The organism is Shewanella sairae (assembly GCF_023283535.1).
GTDB classification, from domain to species: Bacteria; Pseudomonadota; Gammaproteobacteria; order Enterobacterales; family Shewanellaceae; genus Shewanella; species Shewanella sairae.
In genome coordinates this window covers 1-21,699 of the sequence record NZ_JAKILT010000059.1, presented here as the reverse complement: position 1 = coordinate 21,699, position 21,699 = coordinate 1, and the positions used below count along the sequence as shown (strand labels likewise).

Here is a 21,699-nt window from a genome sequence, read left to right as displayed (position 1 = left end):
AAACGGCTACCTAAGTAGCCGTTTTTTTATAAATATAAAGAATTTATATTTATTCCACTGTAACCGATTTAGCCAAATTACGTGGTTGGTCTACGTCTGTACCTTTAATTAAGGCAACATGGTAAGACAGTAGCTGTAATGGAATAGTGTAGATAAGTGGTGCCATAAACTCATCACAATGAGGCACTGGGATCACCTTCATCGTGTAATCAGACTCAAACTCAGCATCTTTATCAGCAAATACATACATCAAGCCACCACGCGCACGCACTTCTTCAACGTTAGATTTAAGCTTCTCTAATAGTTCGTTGTTTGGTGCAACCACGATAACCGGCATATCAGCATCAATCAGTGCTAATGGACCGTGCTTCAATTCACCCGATGCATACGCTTCAGCGTGAATATAAGAGATCTCTTTAAGCTTAAGCGCACCTTCCATCGCGATAGGGTATTGATCACCACGACCTAAGAAAAGTGCATGGTGCTTATCGGCAAAATCTTCAGCTAATGCAGCAATCGCATCATCTAAACCTAGTGCTTGCTCAACTTTCGCTGGCATTGAAAGTAGGCTCTGGCTGATTTCAGCCTGCATTTCATCTGACATACCATTATAACGACCAATAGCCGACGTCAGCATTAATAAACCTGCTAGCTGCACAGTAAAGGCTTTAGTTGATGCAACACCGATCTCTGCGCCCGCTTTCATCATGTAAGCCATATCTGATTCGCGCACTAGCGACGAACCTGGCGCATTACAAATTGTCAGCGTAGCTTTGTAGCCCATCTCTTTCGCTAAACGCATAGCTGCTAACGTGTCAGCGGTTTCACCAGACTGTGAAATCGTTACTAACAAGCTATTTGGGAATAAGTGCGACTTGCGGTAACGGAACTCAGACGCGATTTCAACGTTACACGATACACCAGCCCAATCTTCTAGCCAGTAACGCGCTGCCATACCTGCATGGTAGCTAGTACCACAAGCAATGATCTGCACGTGTTTGATATCTTTTAAGAATTCGGCAGCATTGTCGCCAAATGCAGTATCAAGCACCTTGCCACCAGCAATACGGCCTTCAAGCGTGCGAGCGATAGCTGTTGGCTGCTCGTAGATCTCTTTTAGCATATAGTGACGGTATTCACCTTTATCACCAGCGTCATGAGTGACTTCAGATTCTTTAACTTCACGCTCAACGGCATTGCCATCAATGTCAAAAATGTTGACTTCACGGCGAGTCACTTCTGCCACATCACCTTCTTCTAAGAAAGCGAATGAACGAGTTACTGGTAATAATGCAAGTTGATCAGAAGCAACGAAGTTTTCACCAAGACCAAAACCGATAACCAGTGGGCTACCAGAGCGAGCTACAATCATACGCTCGCTGTCAGTGCGGTCGATAACTACAGTGCCGTATGCACCTTCAAGCTGCTTAACTGTTGCTTGAACTGCTGCAAGCAGTGTGTCGTGTGTTTTTAACTCGTGGTGTACTAAGTGACAAATCACTTCTGTGTCAGTATCTGAAGCAAAGGTATAACCTATGCCTTTTAGCATATCGCGTAATTTATTGTGGTTTTCAATAATACCGTTATGTACAACAGCTATATCACCTTCAGATAGGTGAGGGTGAGCATTACGCTCGCTTGGCTCACCATGAGTAGCCCAGCGAGTGTGAGCGATACCTGTACCACCAGCTAGTGGAGCCGCTTCTAGCGCAGCAGATAACTCTTGTACTTTGCCAACGCGACGAGTGCGATTTAACTCACCACCATTAAGAACTGCAACACCAGCAGAGTCATAACCGCGGTATTCTAAACGTCTTAGTCCTTCAACAAGAATTTCAGCCACATCCCTTTGTGCTACTGCACCTACGATTCCACACATATTTAATACCTAGACTCTCGATACGAGAGATAAAATTGAAGTTAATATTTGAATTTAATTTGGATCAGCTCTTAAGAGTTATCCGGCATAAGGTGCGAGAATGACGCGCACCCCATGTTGAGTAATACTGTCTAGCGCTTCGCTTGGTAATCTATCGTCGGTAACCAACACACTAACCTTGCTCCAAGGCAGCTCAAGGTTAGGTATACGACGGCCAAGCTTTTCTGATTCAAGCATAACGACCACTTCACGCGACACCTCTGCCATTACCTTGCTTAAGCCTGTAAGCTCATTAAAGGTAGTTGTACCGCGCTCAAGGTCTATACCATCAGCACCGATAAATAATTGATCGAAGTTATATGATCGCAGTACTTGCTCGGCTATTTGCCCTTGGAAAGACTCAGAGTGAGGATCCCAAGTACCGCCAGTCATTAATAGCGTTGGCTCGTTTTCAAGCTCGTGAATCGAATTAGCCAATGCCAATGAGTTGGTCATCACTAGCAAGCCACGTTTATTATTCAGCTCACCAATTAGACCCGATGTGGTACTGCCACTATCGATAATGATACGGTTGTGATCTTTAATCAGCTCAGCAGCGGCTTTAGCGATAGATAGCTTATTAGGCGCAACCTTGGCAGAAAACTGCTGAGTAACTTCATCAGGCACAGCTACAGCTCCACCATAACGACGCAGCAGCAGGCCGGTTTTTTCCAGCGTAGCGAGATCTTTGCGAATAGTGACTTCAGAAGTTTCAAAACGGAGAGATAACTCTTCAACACTCACTTCGCCTTGCTGATTAAGCAGGCTAATAATGCTGTGACGTCGTTGTTGAGTGTTTCGTTTATTCATAAAATCTTTCGTTAAGTTTCGATTCGAAAGATACATTATAGAGAAACGAAACTTAATTGCCAGTTTTGATGCTATTCAAAAGTAAAAAGCCAACGTTCAGACACAAAAAAGCCCCAACCAAAGGTTGAGGCTTTTACGATTAAGCGTTAAGGCTAAGGTTTAGAACTTAGCTTCAAAAGCTAAGCTAATATTGCGTCCTTCACCGATTGTAACTTCATCATACTCACCACCATCAAGGTAGTCTGTATCAAATAAGTTCTTAACATTCATGCGCACATTCATTTCTGTGCCATTCATATCCCAAGTGTACGCTGCACCAAGGTCAAAACGCACATAACCATCCTTTGTGATTGTATTATTTTGGTCCGCATAACGCTCACCAACATAAACAGCACCAAAGTTCATTGCCAACTCTTCAGTCACCTCGTAACGAGTCCAGATGTTAGCTGATAGTTCAGGAGCATCGATTGGTGTTTTACCATCAAGTACTGGGTCATTCTTATACTTAGCATCTAAATACATCATTGAACCAGTTACAAACCAAGAGTCACTCACTTGGCCTTGGGCACCCATTTCAAAGCCTCTATGGTTTTGCTCACCATCCTGAGTTGTAATTTGAGTATTACCATTCTCATCAGGAGTATCAAACTTTTGCACAACAACACGGTTTTCAACATTAATATCAAATACAGCTGCAGTTAACAGTAGACCACCATCATACAGCTCCCATTTAGTACCAATCTCGTATTGAGTTCCATATTCTGGTTTTAAGTTTAAACCATCATTTGCATCAGGCTTATCAGCTGACTCTTGTACTGAACTTTTTGGGGTAAAACTTTTTGAGTAGTTAACATAAACACTACCGTAATCTGTTGGCTCAAAAATTACACCAAACTTTGGTGATACAGCATAAGCATTATTGCCTTCACCATCTTTTTTCTGCTCGTCATAACGCACGCCAGCCAATACTTTCCAGTTATCAGTCAAAGTAACTAAATCTTGGAAGTAGAAACCATAGTGGTAATACTCACTAGGATCTTTTGGATCAGCATTTAAATAATTAACATTTGGGTCAATAACTTGACCGGGCAAAACGGTTATTGGATCTTTCGAGTATTCCGCCTGCTGTTGGTAATAATAATCTAAGAAGTTACCACCAATAAGCATTTGATGTTCGAAATCGCCAGTGTAGAAGTTACCGGTAAAATCCATATAGGCTGTTTTGTATTGCCAGTCGTCATGACGATCAAAAGGCTTAACGTTATAACCATCTTCTGGTGTTTCTGTATAGCTAGGTGATGAACCAAAACGACGACGTTCGTATTGCTGGTGGTTATAACCTGTCTTCATTTGCCAATCATCAGTCATCTGCCAAACGAGGTCTGCACCTACATTTTGAACACTGATATCGATAAATGCCCATGGTAATTCCCAAATTTTATCGTCTTCACCGATTACTTCGCCAATCTTGTCACCTGATTTATATAACCATGCACCAGAATCTAAACCTGCTTTATCTTCAGTAGTATCGTATTTAACAGAAAGCATTACATCATCAGACAGATCAAAGTCTAATGCTACATAGGCAAGCAAACGGTCACGCTCTTTGTTTTCACCGTTATAATACTCTGTTGAATAAGTAGTATCTTCCTTAACTAAAACTGAACGGTAACGTACGGTTTCAGCTTCGTTTACTGCTCCGCCAGCATCCATTTGAAAACGAGTAGAACCATATTCATCAGTATCAAAGCCTAGATTGAAAACGCTATCGTAAGTAGGCTTCTTAGTGACCATATTAACTAAGCCACCAGGACCAGACTGACCATAAAGCATAGAAGAGGGTCCTTTAAGAACTTCGACTTGCTCTAAAATTTCAATAGGTTGAATGTAGTGAGACCAGTGTTGATGACCATTCACTAAGAATCCATTGCCAGAATCTAACGCAAAACCACGAATTGAAAACTGTTGGCGATTCCATTTCTCGCTACCAGCTGTAACAGAAGAGTCATTTGAAAGAACCTCTGAAAGATTTCTTGCCAACTGCTCATCAGTAACAAAGTCTGGGATAACGGTTACAGACTGTGGCGTGTCCATAATATCGATGTCACCGCGCATAGCACCAGATGATGAACCTACTTTATAGTCGTTAAAGCTACGACCTGTCACCACGATACGTTCAATATTGCTATCAACTGTAACCTGAGATTCTGTTGCAGCTTCTTCAGCTAAAACAGATGATGAAGCTAGTGCAGCAACAATTGCTAATCCTACGCGAGAAAACTTAAATGACGTCCCAACAGACATATCCAACCCCAACAATGAAACATGAATGTAATATTTGAGTCGCAATATAAATGAGAACTATTTTTATTTAAGCTTCTTTACAGTTCTTTACAGTAGGCAGTGACGCACCTCTAATAAACCCGAGAAAAGCAACATCAGCAACCACAAATGAATCAATGTGTATCATCAATTGTGTCACGTAACTCTCAAGCTCCCCTTAGTTTTACCGCTCAGATTTAAAACAAAAAAAGCGACCAAACGGTCGCCTTTTCTAGGTCATTTTTAATTATTTTTTCAATTTAACAGGTCTTGCCCAACCAGTTAAATGACGTTGCTTAACACGAGTAATGACTAGCTCATCTGCAGCCACATCTTTGGTAATAGTTGAACCCGCGCCTAGTGTAGCGCCTTTACCAATAGTAACTGGCGCCACTAATTGTGTATCACTACCAACGAATACGTTATCTTCAATAATGGTTTGGAACTTATTGGCACCATCGTAGTTACAAGTAATAGTACCTGCACCAATATTGACACCGCTACCGATTGTCGCATCGCCAATATAGGCTAAATGACCCGCTTTTGAGCCCTTACCTAGTACCGCTTTCTTCATTTCAACAAAGTTGCCAATATGCGCATCTTCTTTAAGCTCAGCACCTGGGCGTAAACGCGCAAATGGACCAGCACTAGCCGAGACACCGACTTTAGCGCTTTCAATAATCGAATATGGCTTAATTACTGCGTTATCAGCGATGTCACAATCAACAAGTATCGCGCCCGCGCCAATAGTGACGTTATTACCGATTGTTACTGTACCTTCGATAATCACGTTTACGTCGATCATCACGTCCATACCTACAGTGACGTCACCGCGGATATCGATACGTGCAGGATCGCGCAGGTTCGCACCTTCGAGCATCAGCTTTTCAGCCGCTCGCACTTGGTAAGCACGCTCTAACTGCGCAAGCTGTACACGGTTGTTAGCCCCTTCAACTTCAATTGCCGACTCAGGCTGTGCAGTGGTAATAGCCACACCATCTCGATGTGCCATAGCAACGATATCAGTTAAGTAATACTCACCTTGTGCATTATCTGATGACAATTGACCTAACCAAGCTTTTAATTGCTTACCAGGTGCCGCCATAATACCGGTATTAATCTCATTAATTGCAAGTTGCTCAGCGTTGGCATCTTTTTGCTCAACAATACCAACAACGTTACCTTGCTCGCGCACAATGCGGCCGTAACCAGCCGGGTTAGGTAGGTTTACAGTTAAAATAGCTAAGCCGTTTACTTCACGAGCTGCTAATAAAGACTCAAGCGTAGCCGCTTGGATTAATGGCACATCACCATAAAGGATCAATACAGTATCATCGTCAGCAATGTTGTCATTGGCTTGCGCTACCGCATGACCTGTACCTAACTGCTCTGCTTGTAGCACCCAATTAAGTTGCTGTTCACCCAATCTTGTTTGTAGCTGCTCAGCCCCATAACCATAAACTAACTGAATAGCGTCACTACCGACTTGATGCGCTGTATCGATAACGTGCTGCACCATGCTTTTATGGGCGATAGGGTGAAGAACTTTTGGAAGATCTGAGCGCATGCGAGTTCCCTTGCCTGCGGCCAAAATCACTACATTCAGTGCCATTGGTTTATATCCTTGAGCTAATGCTTGAGCTAGCGAATAGTTAAGCTAAAAATAAGGTCTTTAATAATTACCGATTTTAAGCTATACAGTGATTAAAAGCGACTCACTGCACTTTATTAGAAGGTAATGGTTTTATCGGCAACCAGCACCCACTGCGCAAGGTCATCCATAGTCGCGATTTCACAACCGTCTATCACCGTCAGATCAGTTAAGCCACGAGCATGCATACATGAGCCGCAGAACTTCACTTGGGTTTTCTGCGCAATTGCAATCTCTAACATCTGTTGAATACTATAACCCTCGACAGGGTGTTGCTTAGGTAATACTGCTGTTATCGCATCAGATAACAAAAACAAACTAACCCTGACCGGTGAGTAATCTTGTTCATTGAGTTGTATGGCTAAACGAAGTGCATTAAACAGCTTTTCTGAGCCATAAGGCGCGTCATTCACGATTATCAGTACGTGTTGCATAGGGGAATCTCTGGCATAAATGAATGCCGGAGGGTAACACTCAAATGAGCCAAGGGGTCTTACTTAGATCACGTTCAAAGATAAATCTAGATATTAGCAAAGACGGGGTGGGGATAGGCTGAGACGGCTGAAACTGAATTAGAACTAAGACGGAAAAGCAGAAACCTCATAAATTGTAGGTCGGCATTTATGCCGTCATTTTTGATAGACCAGAGTCGAGTTTTATCTATCTAATTCTAGCATCTGGCTCCTATACGGATTGATATTATTAATATTTCTCTACTTTTCCAACAAACGTTAATTCACTTTAATTGACGGGCTAAAGCCCGGCCTACAAATCAAATTCTTGCGTTTTTTCCGTAAGTGACCCTGTCACGTTCCCTAGGCCGCAGGCCGTTCGTCTTTGCTTTTCCTAGCACCTAGGACCTTTCTTGGCTTTTCCTAGAACCTGCTTTTAACCTTCTTTAAAACAAAAAAAGCGCCCTAGGGCGCTTTTTTTCATCAAACAATAACCTTATCTGGCAATGTTCTTCTTGATGGTCTCGACAACGCGTAGCTGAGCAACTGCTTGAGCTAGCTCAACCGCTGCTGCTGCATAGTTGAAGTCAGCACCAGCACCGGCCATTGAGGCTTCGGCACGGCTCTTAGCTTCTGCAGCTGCTTGCTCGTCAATCTCATCGGCACGCATAACGACGTCAGCCAATACTGAAATTGAAGAAGGTTGTACTTCCAGGATACCACCCGAAAGGTAAAACACTTCTTCGCTTCCATCTTGCTTGACGATGCGCGCCATGCCAGGCTTGATACTTGTAAGCAGAGCCGCGTGACCAGGCATAATACCTAACTCACCCTCTGTTCCTGATACTTGTAGCTGAGCTACGCGACCAGAAAAGATATGATTCTCTGCACTTACCATATCAAGCTGTACTGTCATGGCTGCCATCCGTTCTCCTTAAACTAAATCAAAGATTTAGTTATTTTTTGTTAGCTTTCTCAACGGCTTCGTCGATTGAACCAACCATGTAGAACGCTTGCTCTGGAAGGTGATCGAACTCACCATCTAGAATGCCCTTGAAGCCACGAATTGTGTCTTTAAGAGAAACGTACTTACCTGGAGAACCGGTGAATACTTCTGCTACGAAGAATGGCTGTGAAAGATATTTTTCAATCTTACGAGCACGGAATACAGTTGTCTTATCTTCATCAGATAATTCATCCATACCTAGGATCGCAATGATATCTTTCAGCTCTTTGTAGCGCTGAAGTACGGTTTGAACACCGTTAGCAACATCGTAATGCTCTTGGCCAACAACCTGTGGATCTAGCTGACGTGAAGTCGAATCCAATGGGTCAACCGCTGGGTAAATACCTAGCGAAGCAATGTTACGAGACAATACAACAGTCGCATCTAAGTGAGCGAAGGTTGTAGCTGGTGATGGATCCGTTAAGTCATCCGCAGGTACGTATACGGCTTGAACAGAAGTAATAGACCCTGTCTTAGTCGATGTAATACGCTCCTGAAGAACCCCCATCTCTTCAGCCAATGTTGGCTGGTAACCTACTGCTGATGGCATACGGCCTAGCAGTGCAGATACTTCAGTACCCGCCAAGGTGTAACGATAGATGTTATCTACGAAGAAAAGAACGTCTTTACCTTCGTCACGGAACTTCTCAGCCATAGTTAGACCAGTCAGTGCCACACGTAGACGGTTTCCTGGAGGCTCGTTCATCTGACCATATACCATGGCCACTTTATCTAGAACGCCAGAATCTTCCATCTCGTAGTAGAAGTCGTTACCCTCACGAGTACGCTCACCTACACCAGCGAAAACTGATAAACCTGAGTGTGCTTTAGCGATGTTGTTAATAAGTTCCATCATGTTAACGGTCTTACCAACACCAGCACCACCAAACAGACCAACTTTACCACCCTTAGCGAATGGACATACAAGGTCGATAACCTTGATACCAGTCTCTAAAAGTTCAGTTGTGTTTGACTGATCTTCGTATGAAGGAGCTTCACGGTGGATCACATAGCGATCTTCTTCACCGATAGGGCCCGCTTCATCAACAGGCTCACCCAATACGTTCATAATACGGCCTAGGGTCGCAGACCCAACCGGAACAGTAATTGGTGAACCAGAGTTTACAACCTCTAGGCCACGACGCAGACCATCTGAAGAACCCATAGCGATGGTACGAACTACACCACCACCAAGTTGCTGCTGAACTTCCAGCACCAAGCCTTCACTTTTGATCTCTAGAGCGTCATATACCTGAGGTACGGCATCATGTGGAAACTCTACGTCCACAACCGCGCCAATTACTTGGACAACAGTACCTGTGCTCATGATTAATCCTCTAAAACTTGTATTCGTTACCTAGCCTAAACGGCGGCAGCACCTGAAACAATTTCCGAAAGTTCTTGCGTAATCGCAGCCTGACGGGCTTTGTTATAGACCAACTGCAAGTCACCGATAAGTTCACCAGCGTTGTCTGTCGCAGCTTTCATAGCAACCATACGGGCTGCTTGCTCAGATGCGATGTTTTCAACAACACCTTGATAAACTTGAGATTCCACAAAGCGAACCAACAAAGTATCTAACAATAACTTTGGATCTGGCTCGTAGATGTAATCCCACTGATGAGTAAACTCATCTTCTTCTGACTTAGGCAAAGGTAGCAGCTGCTCGATCACCGGGGTTTGAGTCATAGTATTTACAAACTTGTTAAATACTACGTACAAACGGTCCAGCTTGCCTTCGTTGTATGCTTCTAGCATCACACGTACAGTTCCGATCAAGTCGGCTAGCTTTGGAGCATCGCCTAAACCTGAAGCAGAAGCAGATACTTGTCCGCCAAAGCTATTGAAGAACTGGGCACTACGTGCACCAATTGTACAGAATTCAACTTCTGCACCAGCTTCACGCTGTTTCTTCACGTCTGCGACAACCTTCTTGAAAAGGTTGACGTTCAGACCACCACAAAGACCACGGTCGGTTGACACAACAATGTAACCAACACGCTTAGCTTCTCGCACTTCCAAATATGGATGCTTATATTCGAGAGAACCTTGCGCCACGTGACCGATCACCTTACGCATATTTTCTGCATATGGACGACTAGCTGCCATGCGATCTTGTGCTTTACGCATTTTGCTCGCGGCAACCATTTCCATTGCAGACGTGATCTTCTGAGTGTTTTGAACACTCGCGATCTTGGTTTTAATCTCTTTAGCGTTGGCCATCTTTACTCTCCAATTCTGGACCTGAGGTGCCAGAGGCACCTCTAAAATTTACCAGGTTTGGGTTTCTACGAACTTGTCCAAGCTAGCCTTCAACTCACCTTCGATGTCAGCGTTATAATCGCCAGTATCGTTGATGGTCTTCATTAGGTCAGCATGTTCACTGTTCATGAAAGAGAGCAGAGACGCTTCGAAGTTACCAACTTTGCTTAGCTCAACGCTCTTCAAGTAACCTTTTTCAGCTGCGAAAATAGACACAGACTGATCAGCGATACTCATTGGAGCATATTGCTTTTGCTTCATTAGTTCGGTAACACGCTCACCATGCTCAAGCTGAGCACGAGTTGCATCATCTAAGTCAGATGCAAACTGTGAGAACGCTGCAAGCTCTCGATACTGTGCAAGTGCGGTACGGATACCACCAGACAGTTTCTTGATGATCTTAGTCTGCGCTGCACCACCAACACGAGAAACTGAGATACCAGGGTTAACAGCTGGACGTAAGCCAGAGTTAAATAGGTCTGTTTCAAGGAAGATCTGACCATCGGTAATCGAAATTACGTTAGTCGGTACGAATGCAGAAACGTCACCAGCTTGAGTTTCAATAATTGGTAGAGCAGTCAAAGAACCAGTTTGGCCTTTAACTTCACCTTTAGTGAACTTCTCAACATACTCGGCGTTAACACGTGAAGCACGTTCCAACAGACGAGAGTGAAGATAGAATACATCACCTGGGTATGCTTCACGTCCTGGTGGACGCTTAAGAAGCAATGAAATTTGACGGTAAGCAACTGCTTGCTTAGACAAATCATCATATACGATTAGTGAGTCTTCACCGCGGTCGCGGAAGTATTCACCCATTGTACAACCAGAGTATGGAGCCAAGTATTGTAGTGCAGCAGCTTCAGAAGCTGTCGCAACAACAACAATGGTGTTCGCCAAAGCGCCGTGCTCTTCTAGCTTGCGTACCACGTTAGCGATGGTAGAAGCCTTTTGGCCTACCGCTACGTATACACACTTAATGCCAGAATCTTTTTGGTTGATAATCGCGTCAATCGCTAGAGCGGTTTTACCGATCTGGCGGTCACCAATGATCAATTCACGTTGTCCACGACCGATTGGGATCATAGAGTCAACAGCTTTATAACCAGTTTGCACTGGCTGATCTACTGATTTACGCTCAATTACACCAGGTGCAATTACTTCAACAGGAGAGAAACCATCGCTATCGATAGGTCCTTTACCGTCAATTGGTTCACCTAGCGTGTTGACTACGCGGCCTAATAGACCACGGCCAACAGGTACTTCCAAAATACGGCCTGTTGTTTTAACTTTGTCGCCTTCTGCCAAAGTGGCATAAGGGCCCATTACTACGGCACCGACAGAATCACGTTCTAAGTTCAACGCGATTGCAAAACGGTTGCCAGGCAGCTCGATCATTTCACCCTGCATCACGTCGGCTAGGCCATGGATGCGGATGATGCCGTCACTTACTGCAACGATAGTACCTTCGTTGCGAGCTTCACTAACGACTTCGAACTGCTCGATCCGCTGTTTAATCAGATCGCTGATTTCAGTGGAATTCAGTTGCATGCTCAAACTCCCAATTACGACTGCAGCGTATCAGACAGACGCGAAATTTTTCCGCGGACCGAGCCATCAATGACTAAGTCTCCTGCCGTGATAATTACACCAGCAATAAGGCTGGTATCTATGCTGCAATTCAGCTTAACTTTGCGTGCTAGACGTTTCTCTAGAGAAGCGCTCAGCTCTTGTAGTTGCTCTGAGTTTAGCTCAGTAGCTGAAACGATTTGCGCTTCAACTTCTTTCGCGTACTCACGTTGCATCTCAACAAATTGTTGAGCAACAGCAGGTAGCGCAACTAAACGACCGTTTTCAGCCATTACCTTTAACAGGTTCTGAGCTTGCTCGTTGATTTGCTCGCCACAAACTCCAATAAAGAGTTCTGCAAGCTTATTGCTGGCCATAGCGCCAGACAGTAATGGCTGCATAGCTTCGTTTTCACTAACTAATGCGGCAAAGTTAAGCATTTCTGCCCAACTTTCTACTGCTTTCTGTTCAAGAGCGAACTCAAAAGCTGCCTTTGCGTAAGGACGAGCGATGGTGGTTATTTCAGCCATAACTCAAGCTCCTTATTTAAAGTTCAGCAACAAGTTTATTAACTATGTCACTGTGTGCGGCTTCATCAATCGAACGTTCAAGAATTTTCTCAGCGCCAGCAATAGCTAATACAGCTACTTGCTTACGTAGATCTTCTTTCACGCGATTACGTTCGTTTTCAATTTCAGCATGTCCCTGAGCGATGATTTTCGCACGCTCGGTATCAGCTTCAATTTTTGCTTCATCAACGATTTGAGCTTTGCGTTTATTTGCTTGCTCAATAATTTCGTTTGCTGTTGCTTTAGCGTCTTTCAGCTGCTCTGTGGCTTTCACCTGAGCTAGCTCTAAATCTTTTGCAGCACGTCCTGCATCAGCTAGCCCATCAGCAATTTTCTTCTGGCGTTCTTCGATAGCGTTCATCAATGGCGGCCATACAAACTTCATGCAAAACCACACAAAGAGAAGAAAAGAAATCGCTTGGCCTAGCAGGGTAGCGTTAATACTCATAACGACAACTCCTTCTAAGGGGGACGATTAGCCTGCCAATTGACCTAAGAACGGGTTAGCGAATACGAAGAATAAAGCAACACCAACTGCAATCATTGAGATCGCATCAAGTAGACCAGCTACGATGAACATTTTAGTTTGAAGTGCAGGAGCAAGCTCTGGTTGACGAGCAGAAGCTTCTAGGAATTTACCACCTAGAATAGCAAAGCCAATACCAGTACCTAGCGCTGCTAAGCCGATCATAATTGCAACAGCGATTGCTGTAAAGCTAATTACAGTTTCCATTTTATCTCCGATAAGTATCTAATTTTAATAAACTAATGGTCTTCATGTGCCATGCTTAGATATACAATCGTAAGCATCATGAAGATAAACGCCTGAAGCACAATTACCAAAATATGGAAAATGGCCCAAGGCACTGATAATGCAAACTGAGCCCACCAAGGCATCAGTGCTATCAGAATAAAGATCAACTCACCTGCATACAGGTTACCAAACAGACGAAGCGATAATGAAATCGGCTTCGCAACCAAGGTTACTGTTTCCAAAACAAAGTTGATTGGAATTAGTGCCCAGTGATTGAAAGGCTGCATAGTAAGTTCTTTAGTGAACCCACCAATACCCTTTACCTTGATACTGTAAAAAACAATTAACGCGAATACACTTAGAGCTAAGCCCAAAGTAACGTTCAAGTCAGTTGTAGGTACAATCTTTAGGTAAGGTACGCCTAATAATCTGTTTGCGGCCTCAGGTACAAAGTCAACTGGGATCAAGTCCATTAAGTTCATCAGGAAAACCCAGACGAAAATAGTTAGACCTAATGGTGCGATAACTGCATTTTTCCCATGGAATGAGTCTTTTACAATTTTATCAACACCTTCCACGCACATTTCAACAAAACATTGAAGCTTGCCTGGAACGCCAATAGTTGCCTTTTGTCCTACTTTGTAGAATAACCACAAAAATAGAACACCTAGACCAACTGAAAACAAAAGTGAGTCAATGTGCCAAGTCCAAAATCCAGCATCTTGACATGCATAGTTAAAAGCAATCCCGCCATCAGCGGAACACATTTTCGCATTAGTCAGGTGATGCTGGATATAGTCGGAAGCCGTTATAGTTAACGTGTCATCCCCAGTTGTCGCCATGATTAATCTCACTTAATTTTGTTTGAAATATAAAGGGGCTGTCCAAGGTACAATTAACACAAGCAAGTAACTGATGAATAACGGCATAAATGACGATTTCATCAAACCAAATGCAAGTGAAAACAACACAATGGTTAACAGCAACTTTACCGCTTCCCCCAGAAAAAAAGATCTTACGACTTTTCCTGATGCCTGTGCTCCCGCATGGGAAAAAGCTAGGGTTGCGAATACAAAATTAGGGAGTACTGCAATGACACCACCTGCCAAAGCAGATAAGCCATACGGCCCCCCCCACATAGCAAAAAAGAAAATTGAAACACATCCAGCCATCGCTGCCTGTAGTAAAACCAATTTATAGGCTGACCATCGGCCACGACGTGCTAAAACCTTGCTCAATTTATCTTCTCCGCGTTATAACTTCTTGTTTCGATGACCGGATTACAAATATCCGTCCAAACTCGAGGTACAAAAAGCTTGCGAAAGTATACCGTTTCAAGCTTTCAAAGCAAGTTTAAGTGTTAGAAAAAGGAGACTTTTAGCGTGATCTACGCCAAAAGTCTAAAAGTATAAGATTAACGAATGTCACAAAATTACATAATATAGTGTTAACTTTGTTTTTTTAGCGGATTTTGCTGATAATACCCTCTAATTCAGCCAAGTTCTGGTAGTTTATTACCATTTTGCCTTTACCCTTTTTATTGTGGGTCAATGACACTTTAGCCCCTAGCCTTTCAATTAATTGGGTCTCTAAACGCACTACATCATGATCTTTAGCTGGTGTTTCGACGATTTCAGTTTGATTTAAGGTTTTACTGACCAATCGTTCTGTTTCCCGAACTGTTAATTCTTTAGAAACAACCAATCGGGCTAAATTTGTTTGCTCGTCACCACTAATTGCAAGCAGTGCTCGGCCGTGTCCCATGTCGATATCGCCATATTCAAGCATACGCTTAACAGGTTCATTTAATCCATTAAGACGTAGTAAATTTGAGACAGTTGCACGTGATTTTCCTACGGCATCGGCAATTTGCTGATGAGTCAGCTCAAATTCTTCAATTAAACGGTTAAGTGCAATGGCTTCTTCCATTGCATTAAGGTCTTCACGCTGAATGTTTTCAATCAGCGCAATGGCAACAGCAGCTTCGTCAGCCACTTGTTTAACAATACAAGGGATCTTATCTAAACCTGCTAGCTGAGAAGCGCGCCAGCGACGTTCACCCGCGATGATTTCATAGCTTTCAGGAGAGACTTTACGTACTACGATAGGTTGAATAACGCCTTGAGCACGAATGGACTCTGCTAGCTCTTCAAGCGCTTCCGGTGCCATGTCTTTACGTGGCTGATATTTACCAGGTTGTAATCTATCAATATCAAGCATGATAAGATTATCATTTTTAACATCATGCTCTTCGGCTGTTTCAACGGGTTCAGCGCGCTTGTTTGCCGCTTGACTGGTACTTAACAGTGCATCAAGACCTTTACCCAAGCCTCTTTTTTTCAGTGTCATTTTTTATCCTTAAACTTGCTCAGCCTGAGTGAGTTGCTCTGCACGGCGAATAATTTCACCTGCTAGTGCCAGGTAGGCTTTAGCCCCTGCGCTCGATTTATCATAATACATTGCCGGCGCACCAAAACTTGGTGCTTCAGCCAATCGAACATTCCTTGGGATCACGGTACGGTAAACTTTTTCACCAAAGTGTTGTTTCAATTGATCAGAAACATCATTAGATAAGCGGTTACGAGGATCGTACATAGTGCGTAAGATCCCTTCGATATGCAGACCTGGGTTAACCATCGCACCTAATTTGCTAATGGTGTCCATTAAAGCCGTAAGCCCTTCAAGTGCGTAATACTCGCACTGCATAGGTACCAATACTGAGTCAGCGGCTGACATGGCATTCACAGTCAGCATATTCAATGAAGGTGGACAGTCGATAAAAATGAAATCGTAGTCATCTTTGATAGGGGCTAGCGCGTTGCGCAAACGGATTTCGCGAGCAAAAAACTCCATCAACTTAATTTCAGCAGCGGTAACATCACCATTGCCAGCGATAAGGTCATACTTACCGTTAGTATCTCGGCAAACAACGTCTGCAAACGCTTTTTCTTCAACCAATAACTCATAAGCTGTATTTTCGACTTCATACTTGTCGATACCACTGCCCATGGTCGCATTCCCTTGCGGATCGAGATCGATCAACAAAACACGACGTTTAGTTGCAGCCAATGAAGCGGCTAGATTTACACAAGTTGTTGTTTTTCCGACACCACCTTTCTGGTTGGCCACGGCAATCACTTTACCCACAATATCACCCTGTAAGTCACTTTTATTATGTTTCTAAACATGCCTTCGCTTAGAAAATTAGCGCACAAATTCGACGGTTATTAGTAATAAATTGCTTTAAGCGATAAAAGATTGCAACTTTGTTCACGCTTAAACGCAATAGCTTACTCTATCTAGCCACGATTAATAGCGGCGCAGACAAACAAGCTTGCGAACCAATAACCAAATTGGTTCGCGTTATAATGACTTAATCTTGCTTGATAACACGCAATAAATGACGTTGTTCATCAAGTTTAGGTACCGTTAGCTCGATAGTATCTGTTACCACAAAACCAGCGGGTAACTGTGACATTTCTTCTTCGCTAAGTTGACCTTTCAGCGCATAGAAACAACCATCCGCTTTTGGTAAGTGATGACACCAATGCAGCATATCTTGAATTGATGCAAATGCACGGCTTAACACCCCATCAAATAGTTCTTCAGGCTGATAAGCTTCTACACGGCTTTCAATCGAAGAAATATTGTTGATCCCCAGTTCAAACTGCACCTGCTTTTGGAAGCGAATGCGTTTACCTAAGCTATCAAGTAATACAAATTCTTTGTCAGGATTTAAGATCGCTAACGGGATCCCTGGTAATCCGGGACCAGTACCAACATCAATAAAACGCGATCCTTGCAGATGAGGAGATACCACGAGACTATCCATGATATGACGGATCAGCATTTGCTCTGGATCGCGCACTGACGTTAAGTTAAATGCTTTATTCCATTTATTGAGCATGCCAACAAAATCTACAAGCTGCTGTTTTTGCTGCTCTGTAGCTGTTAAGCCTACTTCGGCTAGGTAATCATTTAATTGGGCAGTTAACACTGGGTGTCCTCAAACTAAAACGAAATAAAATTCAATCGGTATTATGAAGCGCTGAAAAGATGAAAGGAAGTCTCAAGACTTCCCTTTATCATGTAAAAACACGGTATTTGTCGCTAATTAAGCGCTTTTACGTAACAAACCACGTTTTTTAAGATGAACCAACAAAATAGAGATTGCAGCTGGTGTCATGCCAGAAATTCTTGACGCTTGACCAATTGTTTCCGGTTTATGTTCGTTCATCTTAGCAATTACTTCGTTAGATAAACCAGGCACTTCTTGGTAATCTAGATCTAGCGGCAGTAGGGTGGTTTCATGACGAATAGCTTTATCAATTTCACCTTGCTGGCGCTGAATGTAACCCGAGTACTTTACTTGGATCTGTACTTGCTCTGCAGCACGTTGATCTTCAAGTGATGGGCCAAAGCCTTCAATCGACATCAGTTTTGGATAATCCATTTCTGGGCGACGAAGTAAATCTTCAAATGTCGCTTCACGAGTGATCGGCGTATTCAAATGTGGATTTAATGCATCAACCAAAGGTGAATTAGGGTGGACCCACTGACTACGTAAACGCTGTAGTTCAGTTTCAATTGATTCCATTTTTTCGCTGAACATTGCCCAACGTTTGTCATCAACTAAGCCGAGTTCACGACCCTTCTCTGTTAAACGTAAATCAGCATTGTCTTCACGCAGTAACAAGCGGTATTCCGCACGGCTAGTAAACATACGGTACGGTTCTTTGGTACCTAGGGTTGATAAATCATCAACCAATACGCCTAAATATGCTTGATCACGACGTGGACACCAAGCTTCTTTGCCTTGCACTTGCAGTGATGCGTTCATTCCTGCTAACAAACCTTGTGCACCGGCTTCTTCGTAGCCAGTTGTGCCGTTAATTTGTCCTGCAAAGAATAAACCTGCAATGGTCTTAGTTTCTAATGAGTTCTTAAGATCGCGAGGATCAAAGTAATCGTACTCAATGGCATAGCCAGGACGCATGATCTCAGCATGTTCCATGCCCTTGATTGAGCGAACTAAGTTCAATTGAACATCGAAAGGCAAGCTAGTTGAAATACCATTTGGGTAAATTTCAGTGGTATTTAACCCTTCTGGCTCAATAAAGATCTGATGCGATGTTTTATCAGCAAAACGATTAACTTTGTCTTCGATAGAAGGGCAGTAGCGTGGACCTATACCTTCGATAACACCTGAATACATAGGGCTTCTGTCTAATCCGCCACGAATAATATCGTGAGTACGCTCATTGGTATGCGTGATATGACAAGATACTTGCTCAGGATGATCGTTAACATCACCGATGAAAGACATGACTGGCAATGGATCATCGCCTTTTTGCTCTGTCATCAATGAAAAATCAATAGTATTGGCATCGATGCGTGGTGGAGTACCCGTTTTTAAACGACCAACACGGATCGGTAATTCTCTTAATCGATGAGCTAGGGCGATAGCTGGTGGATCACCTGCTCGTCCACCGCTGTAATTTTCTAATCCAATATGGATTTTACCACCTAGGAAAGTACCAGCCGTTAATACAACTGCTGGTGCTTCAAACGCTAAACCCATTTGGGTTACCACGCCAATAACTTTTTCATTTTCAACAACAAGATCATCTACCGCTTGTTGAAAAATACGTAAGTTTGGTTGGTTTTGTAAGATCGCTTGGATCTTATGACGGTACAGCGCTCGGTCTGCTTGTGCACGAGTAGCTCGAACTGCTGGTCCTTTGCTTGAATTCAATGTTCTAAATTGAATACCTGCAAAATCGGTAGCAACGGCCATTGCTCCACCAAGTGCGTCAATTTCTTTGACTAAGTGTCCTTTACCTATGCCGCCGATAGCAGGATTACAGGACATTTGTCCTAAAGTATCTATGTTATGGGTCAGTAACAGTGTTTTAGAGCCCATTCTAGCAGAAGCTAAAGCGGCTTCTGTACCAGCGTGACCACCACCAACAACGATTACATCAAACCGTTCATGAAATTGCATTCGACAGCCTTCGATTCTTAAAAAGGATAAATAGTTTTTGAGCAGATCATTTTAGCACTTGCTTTGCTTAAGGTGAACGATCTATTTCGCTTGTTTTGATCAGGGTGGATCTGCTTAATAGATCTTAAGATCTTTATATAGATCTCTTATTATTTTTACTATTAGGATCGCACTTTTCGGTGGATAACTCTAATAAGCTAATATAATCATTACTTTATAGCTAAACGATCTTGTGTTCTGATCGCGATCTAACTGGCTTAAGCCTGTGTGTAGATCGGGTAGTTATCCACAAGGTGGATCATTGAGCAGATCGGATGTGAATTAATACAGATGTTGATCAGATCAAAATAATAGCTTATCCACATATTTATTAAATTAGATCGCAATATGTGGATAAGTTAGATCTAATCTGTGGGTTACTGAAAAGATAAACAGATAGATCGTGAAAATACTCGATTTTAAATTTGTGCCTGCCAGCTGCTAAGCCATGATAATGCAGGTTCTTCTGGGATAGGATCTTGTTGAACGTCTATTTGGATCTTATCCACATAGACTTGTGCACCACATAAATCTAACTGTTCGGTTAACTTTTCTGGACCTTGGCAAAAAGTGTCGTAGCTTGAATCGCCGATCGCACATAATGCGAATTTTACAGCGCTTAAGTCGGGTTTCTTTAAGCTGATTTCATCGAAAAAGGGCACTATATTGTCTGGTAAATCACCTGCGCCATGAGTGGATGAGACAATGATCCAAAGCGAATTTAAGCTAAGATCGCTTAAATCTGGGGCTAAATGCACTATGGTTTGGTGACCCAAATCGCTTAATTGGTCGGATATTTCATCAGCAACATATTCCGCACTGCCGAGTGTCGTACCCACTAAAATCTCTATTTTTGCCATTTTCTATCCTAATTTTTGCTGTTAATTAACCCAAAACTGACAGGCTATCTGTAAATTTAGCAGTGTATTCAGCTTAGTGTTTGTGTGCATCATAAGTGAAATTGGCCTGCTAATCTTCTCGCTTACTCTTATTTACACCGATTTATATTACTAAATAGACCATAGTTAATGACTGTTTACTGATACAGATTAGCGATAGCGTTGCCTGTTATTCAGGGGTTTAGGCTTATTTTTACAGCAATTAACTTATTGCTTAGGCATCGTGTTATAAGCTTAAAAGCTATATCACGTTTATCAAAAGTTGATAAAGGTATCTTGTCCGGCTACCCATACAACGCAGTCATGTACTGATAGGATTTATAAAAATGATAAATAAAATAATTCTGGATACTGATCCTGGAATTGATGATGCAATGGCTATTCTCTTTGCTGAAGCGCATTCAGCTATTGAATTGAAAGCGATTACGACTGTTTACGGTAACGCGACTATAGAAAACGGCACAAACAATGCTCTATTTTTAAAGAAAAAATATAATTTTAAAGCGGATGTTGCTCAAGGTGCGAGCCAGCCGCTTGTTCGTGACCCTGTTGGCGCTACCGTAGTGGTACATGGAGAAACAGGTTTTGGTGATGTGCATGCACCACAAATTACCGATTTAAAGGCTGATCCTCGTCCTGCTTTTCAATACATCATTGATGCAGTTAAAGCTGAGCCGGGTGAGATTACCTTGGTAGCAGTAGGCCCATTAACCAACCTAGCATTAGCACTTGAATCCGCACCAGAAATTGCTGGTTTAGTGAAAGAGGTTGTTGTCATGGGCGGCGCGTTTGGTATGAACGGTCACCGTGGTAATGTAACACCGTTTGCCGAAGCCAATATTCATGATGACCCACATGCTGCAGACATTGTTTTTACTGCATCTTGGCCTGTAGTTGTTATCGGTTTAGACGTCACTGAGGAAAGTTTTTTCAGTAAAGACTACCTTGATCTATTGCGGGATGATGCCGGTGAAGTGGGGCAGTTTATCTGGGATATTAGTCGTTATTACCTTGATTTTTATTCTAAGAAAGTCGGTTTAGAGGGCTGCCATGTGCACGATCCTTCTGCCATTGCTTATGTTATCGATCCAACTCTATTTACCCTTCGTGAGGGACCTATTCGTGTTGTTACCGATGGACCAGCAGAAGGGCTAACTATTCAAAAGTTTGATGGGCGTAAGCACCTACACGATGATTGGGAATCAAAGCGGGCTCAACAAGTCGGTGTAGCCGTTAGGGATGAAGCGTTATTAAAGCTATATAGGGACACGATCATTAATTACAGCAAGCAATAAAGAACTAATATCATATCAATAAAAAAGCGAGGTAAATCCTCGCTTTTTTATTACTAAACAGTGTCCCGTCCTGAGATAAGTTGACACTTTGGAGACTTATCTATGAAACCCTCAGGTGCAATCCGCAGTAAACGTACACAACGTGACTA

Annotated in this window: 20 protein-coding genes; 1 reads left to right on the top strand and 19 read right to left on the bottom strand. The window is 42.9% G+C overall.

Annotated features, from left to right (window positions below; translation table 11 throughout):
* Nucleotides 1-49: 49 nt before the first annotated feature.
* The 19 genes from glmS to mioC all read right to left on the bottom strand — a co-directional run bounded on the left by glmS (nucleotide 50) and on the right by mioC (nucleotide 20,216).
* Nucleotides 50-1,879, bottom strand: coding sequence for a glutamine--fructose-6-phosphate transaminase (isomerizing) (glmS, locus tag L2748_RS19470; RefSeq protein ID WP_220782126.1), 1,830 nt, complete (start codon nucleotides 1,877-1,879; stop codon nucleotides 50-52).
* 78 nt (nucleotides 1,880-1,957) lie between these two features.
* Nucleotides 1,958-2,728 carry a DeoR/GlpR family DNA-binding transcription regulator gene (locus tag L2748_RS19465; protein ID WP_220782127.1) on the bottom strand — a complete coding sequence of 257 codons (771 nt, stop codon included), beginning with the start codon at nucleotides 2,726-2,728 and terminating at the stop codon, nucleotides 1,958-1,960.
* A gap of 159 nt (nucleotides 2,729-2,887) precedes the next feature.
* Nucleotides 2,888-5,032: a TonB-dependent siderophore receptor gene (locus L2748_RS19460; protein WP_220782128.1), complete on the bottom strand. Its 2,145-nt coding sequence runs from the start codon at nucleotides 5,030-5,032 to the stop codon at nucleotides 2,888-2,890.
* Between the two features lie 265 nt (nucleotides 5,033-5,297).
* Nucleotides 5,298-6,662, bottom strand: a complete 1,365-nt coding sequence (gene glmU / locus L2748_RS19455) for a bifunctional UDP-N-acetylglucosamine diphosphorylase/glucosamine-1-phosphate N-acetyltransferase GlmU (protein WP_220782129.1) — start codon at nucleotides 6,660-6,662, stop codon at nucleotides 5,298-5,300.
* Nucleotides 6,663-6,778: 116 nt separating this feature from the next.
* On the bottom strand, nucleotides 6,779-7,135 hold the full coding sequence (locus L2748_RS19450; RefSeq protein WP_220782130.1) for a DsrE/DsrF/TusD sulfur relay family protein: 357 nt from the start codon (nucleotides 7,133-7,135) through the stop codon (nucleotides 6,779-6,781).
* Nucleotides 7,136-7,649: 514 nt separating this feature from the next.
* Nucleotides 7,650-8,078, bottom strand: coding sequence for a F0F1 ATP synthase subunit epsilon (locus tag L2748_RS19445; protein ID WP_220764215.1), 429 nt, complete (start codon nucleotides 8,076-8,078; stop codon nucleotides 7,650-7,652).
* 31 nt (nucleotides 8,079-8,109) lie between these two features.
* Nucleotides 8,110-9,486 (bottom strand): F0F1 ATP synthase subunit beta, encoded by a 1,377-nt coding sequence (atpD, locus tag L2748_RS19440; RefSeq protein ID WP_220782131.1) that lies wholly within the window; start codon nucleotides 9,484-9,486, stop codon nucleotides 8,110-8,112.
* Between the two features lie 35 nt (nucleotides 9,487-9,521).
* Nucleotides 9,522-10,382, bottom strand: coding sequence for a F0F1 ATP synthase subunit gamma (gene atpG / locus L2748_RS19435; protein ID WP_220782132.1), 861 nt, complete (start codon nucleotides 10,380-10,382; stop codon nucleotides 9,522-9,524).
* 48 nt (nucleotides 10,383-10,430) lie between these two features.
* Nucleotides 10,431-11,972, bottom strand: a complete 1,542-nt coding sequence (gene atpA / locus L2748_RS19430; protein WP_220782133.1) for a F0F1 ATP synthase subunit alpha — start codon at nucleotides 11,970-11,972, stop codon at nucleotides 10,431-10,433.
* 14 nt (nucleotides 11,973-11,986) lie between these two features.
* Nucleotides 11,987-12,520, bottom strand: a complete 534-nt coding sequence (atpH, locus tag L2748_RS19425) for a F0F1 ATP synthase subunit delta (RefSeq protein WP_220782134.1) — start codon at nucleotides 12,518-12,520, stop codon at nucleotides 11,987-11,989.
* 16 nt (nucleotides 12,521-12,536) lie between these two features.
* Nucleotides 12,537-13,007 (bottom strand): F0F1 ATP synthase subunit B, encoded by a 471-nt coding sequence (gene atpF, locus L2748_RS19420; RefSeq protein ID WP_220764201.1) that lies wholly within the window; start codon nucleotides 13,005-13,007, stop codon nucleotides 12,537-12,539.
* Between the two features lie 27 nt (nucleotides 13,008-13,034).
* Entirely contained in the window at nucleotides 13,035-13,292 is a 258-nt protein-coding gene (atpE, locus tag L2748_RS19415; RefSeq protein ID WP_012157432.1) for a F0F1 ATP synthase subunit C, read from the bottom strand.
* A 32-nt stretch (nucleotides 13,293-13,324) separates the two neighbouring features.
* The gene (gene atpB, locus L2748_RS19410; RefSeq protein ID WP_220782135.1) at nucleotides 13,325-14,155 is read right to left on the bottom strand and encodes a F0F1 ATP synthase subunit A; all 831 of its coding nucleotides are present in this window, start codon (nucleotides 14,153-14,155) and stop codon (nucleotides 13,325-13,327) included.
* 12 nt (nucleotides 14,156-14,167) lie between these two features.
* Nucleotides 14,168-14,551 (bottom strand): ATP synthase subunit I, encoded by a 384-nt coding sequence (locus L2748_RS19405; RefSeq protein WP_220782136.1) that lies wholly within the window; start codon nucleotides 14,549-14,551, stop codon nucleotides 14,168-14,170.
* Nucleotides 14,552-14,774: 223 nt separating this feature from the next.
* A complete protein-coding gene (locus L2748_RS19400; protein WP_220782137.1) occupies nucleotides 14,775-15,662 on the bottom strand; it encodes a ParB/RepB/Spo0J family partition protein in 888 nt (295 codons plus the stop codon).
* A gap of 9 nt (nucleotides 15,663-15,671) precedes the next feature.
* A complete protein-coding gene (locus L2748_RS19395) occupies nucleotides 15,672-16,460 on the bottom strand; it encodes a ParA family protein (protein WP_220782138.1) in 789 nt (262 codons plus the stop codon).
* A gap of 226 nt (nucleotides 16,461-16,686) precedes the next feature.
* Complete coding sequence (gene rsmG, locus L2748_RS19390) at nucleotides 16,687-17,310, bottom strand: 16S rRNA (guanine(527)-N(7))-methyltransferase RsmG (protein ID WP_220782139.1); 624 nt, start codon at nucleotides 17,308-17,310, stop codon at nucleotides 16,687-16,689.
* Nucleotides 17,311-17,427: 117 nt separating this feature from the next.
* Entirely contained in the window at nucleotides 17,428-19,317 is a 1,890-nt protein-coding gene (mnmG, locus tag L2748_RS19385) for a tRNA uridine-5-carboxymethylaminomethyl(34) synthesis enzyme MnmG (protein WP_220782140.1), read from the bottom strand.
* A gap of 458 nt (nucleotides 19,318-19,775) precedes the next feature.
* Nucleotides 19,776-20,216, bottom strand: a complete 441-nt coding sequence (gene mioC / locus L2748_RS19380) for an FMN-binding protein MioC (RefSeq protein ID WP_220782141.1) — start codon at nucleotides 20,214-20,216, stop codon at nucleotides 19,776-19,778.
* A 365-nt stretch (nucleotides 20,217-20,581) separates the two neighbouring features.
* Between mioC and L2748_RS19375 the strand changes: the two genes are divergently transcribed.
* On the top strand, nucleotides 20,582-21,550 hold the full coding sequence (locus tag L2748_RS19375) for a nucleoside hydrolase (RefSeq protein ID WP_220782142.1): 969 nt from the start codon (nucleotides 20,582-20,584) through the stop codon (nucleotides 21,548-21,550).
* Nucleotides 21,551-21,699: the final 149 nt, after the last annotated feature.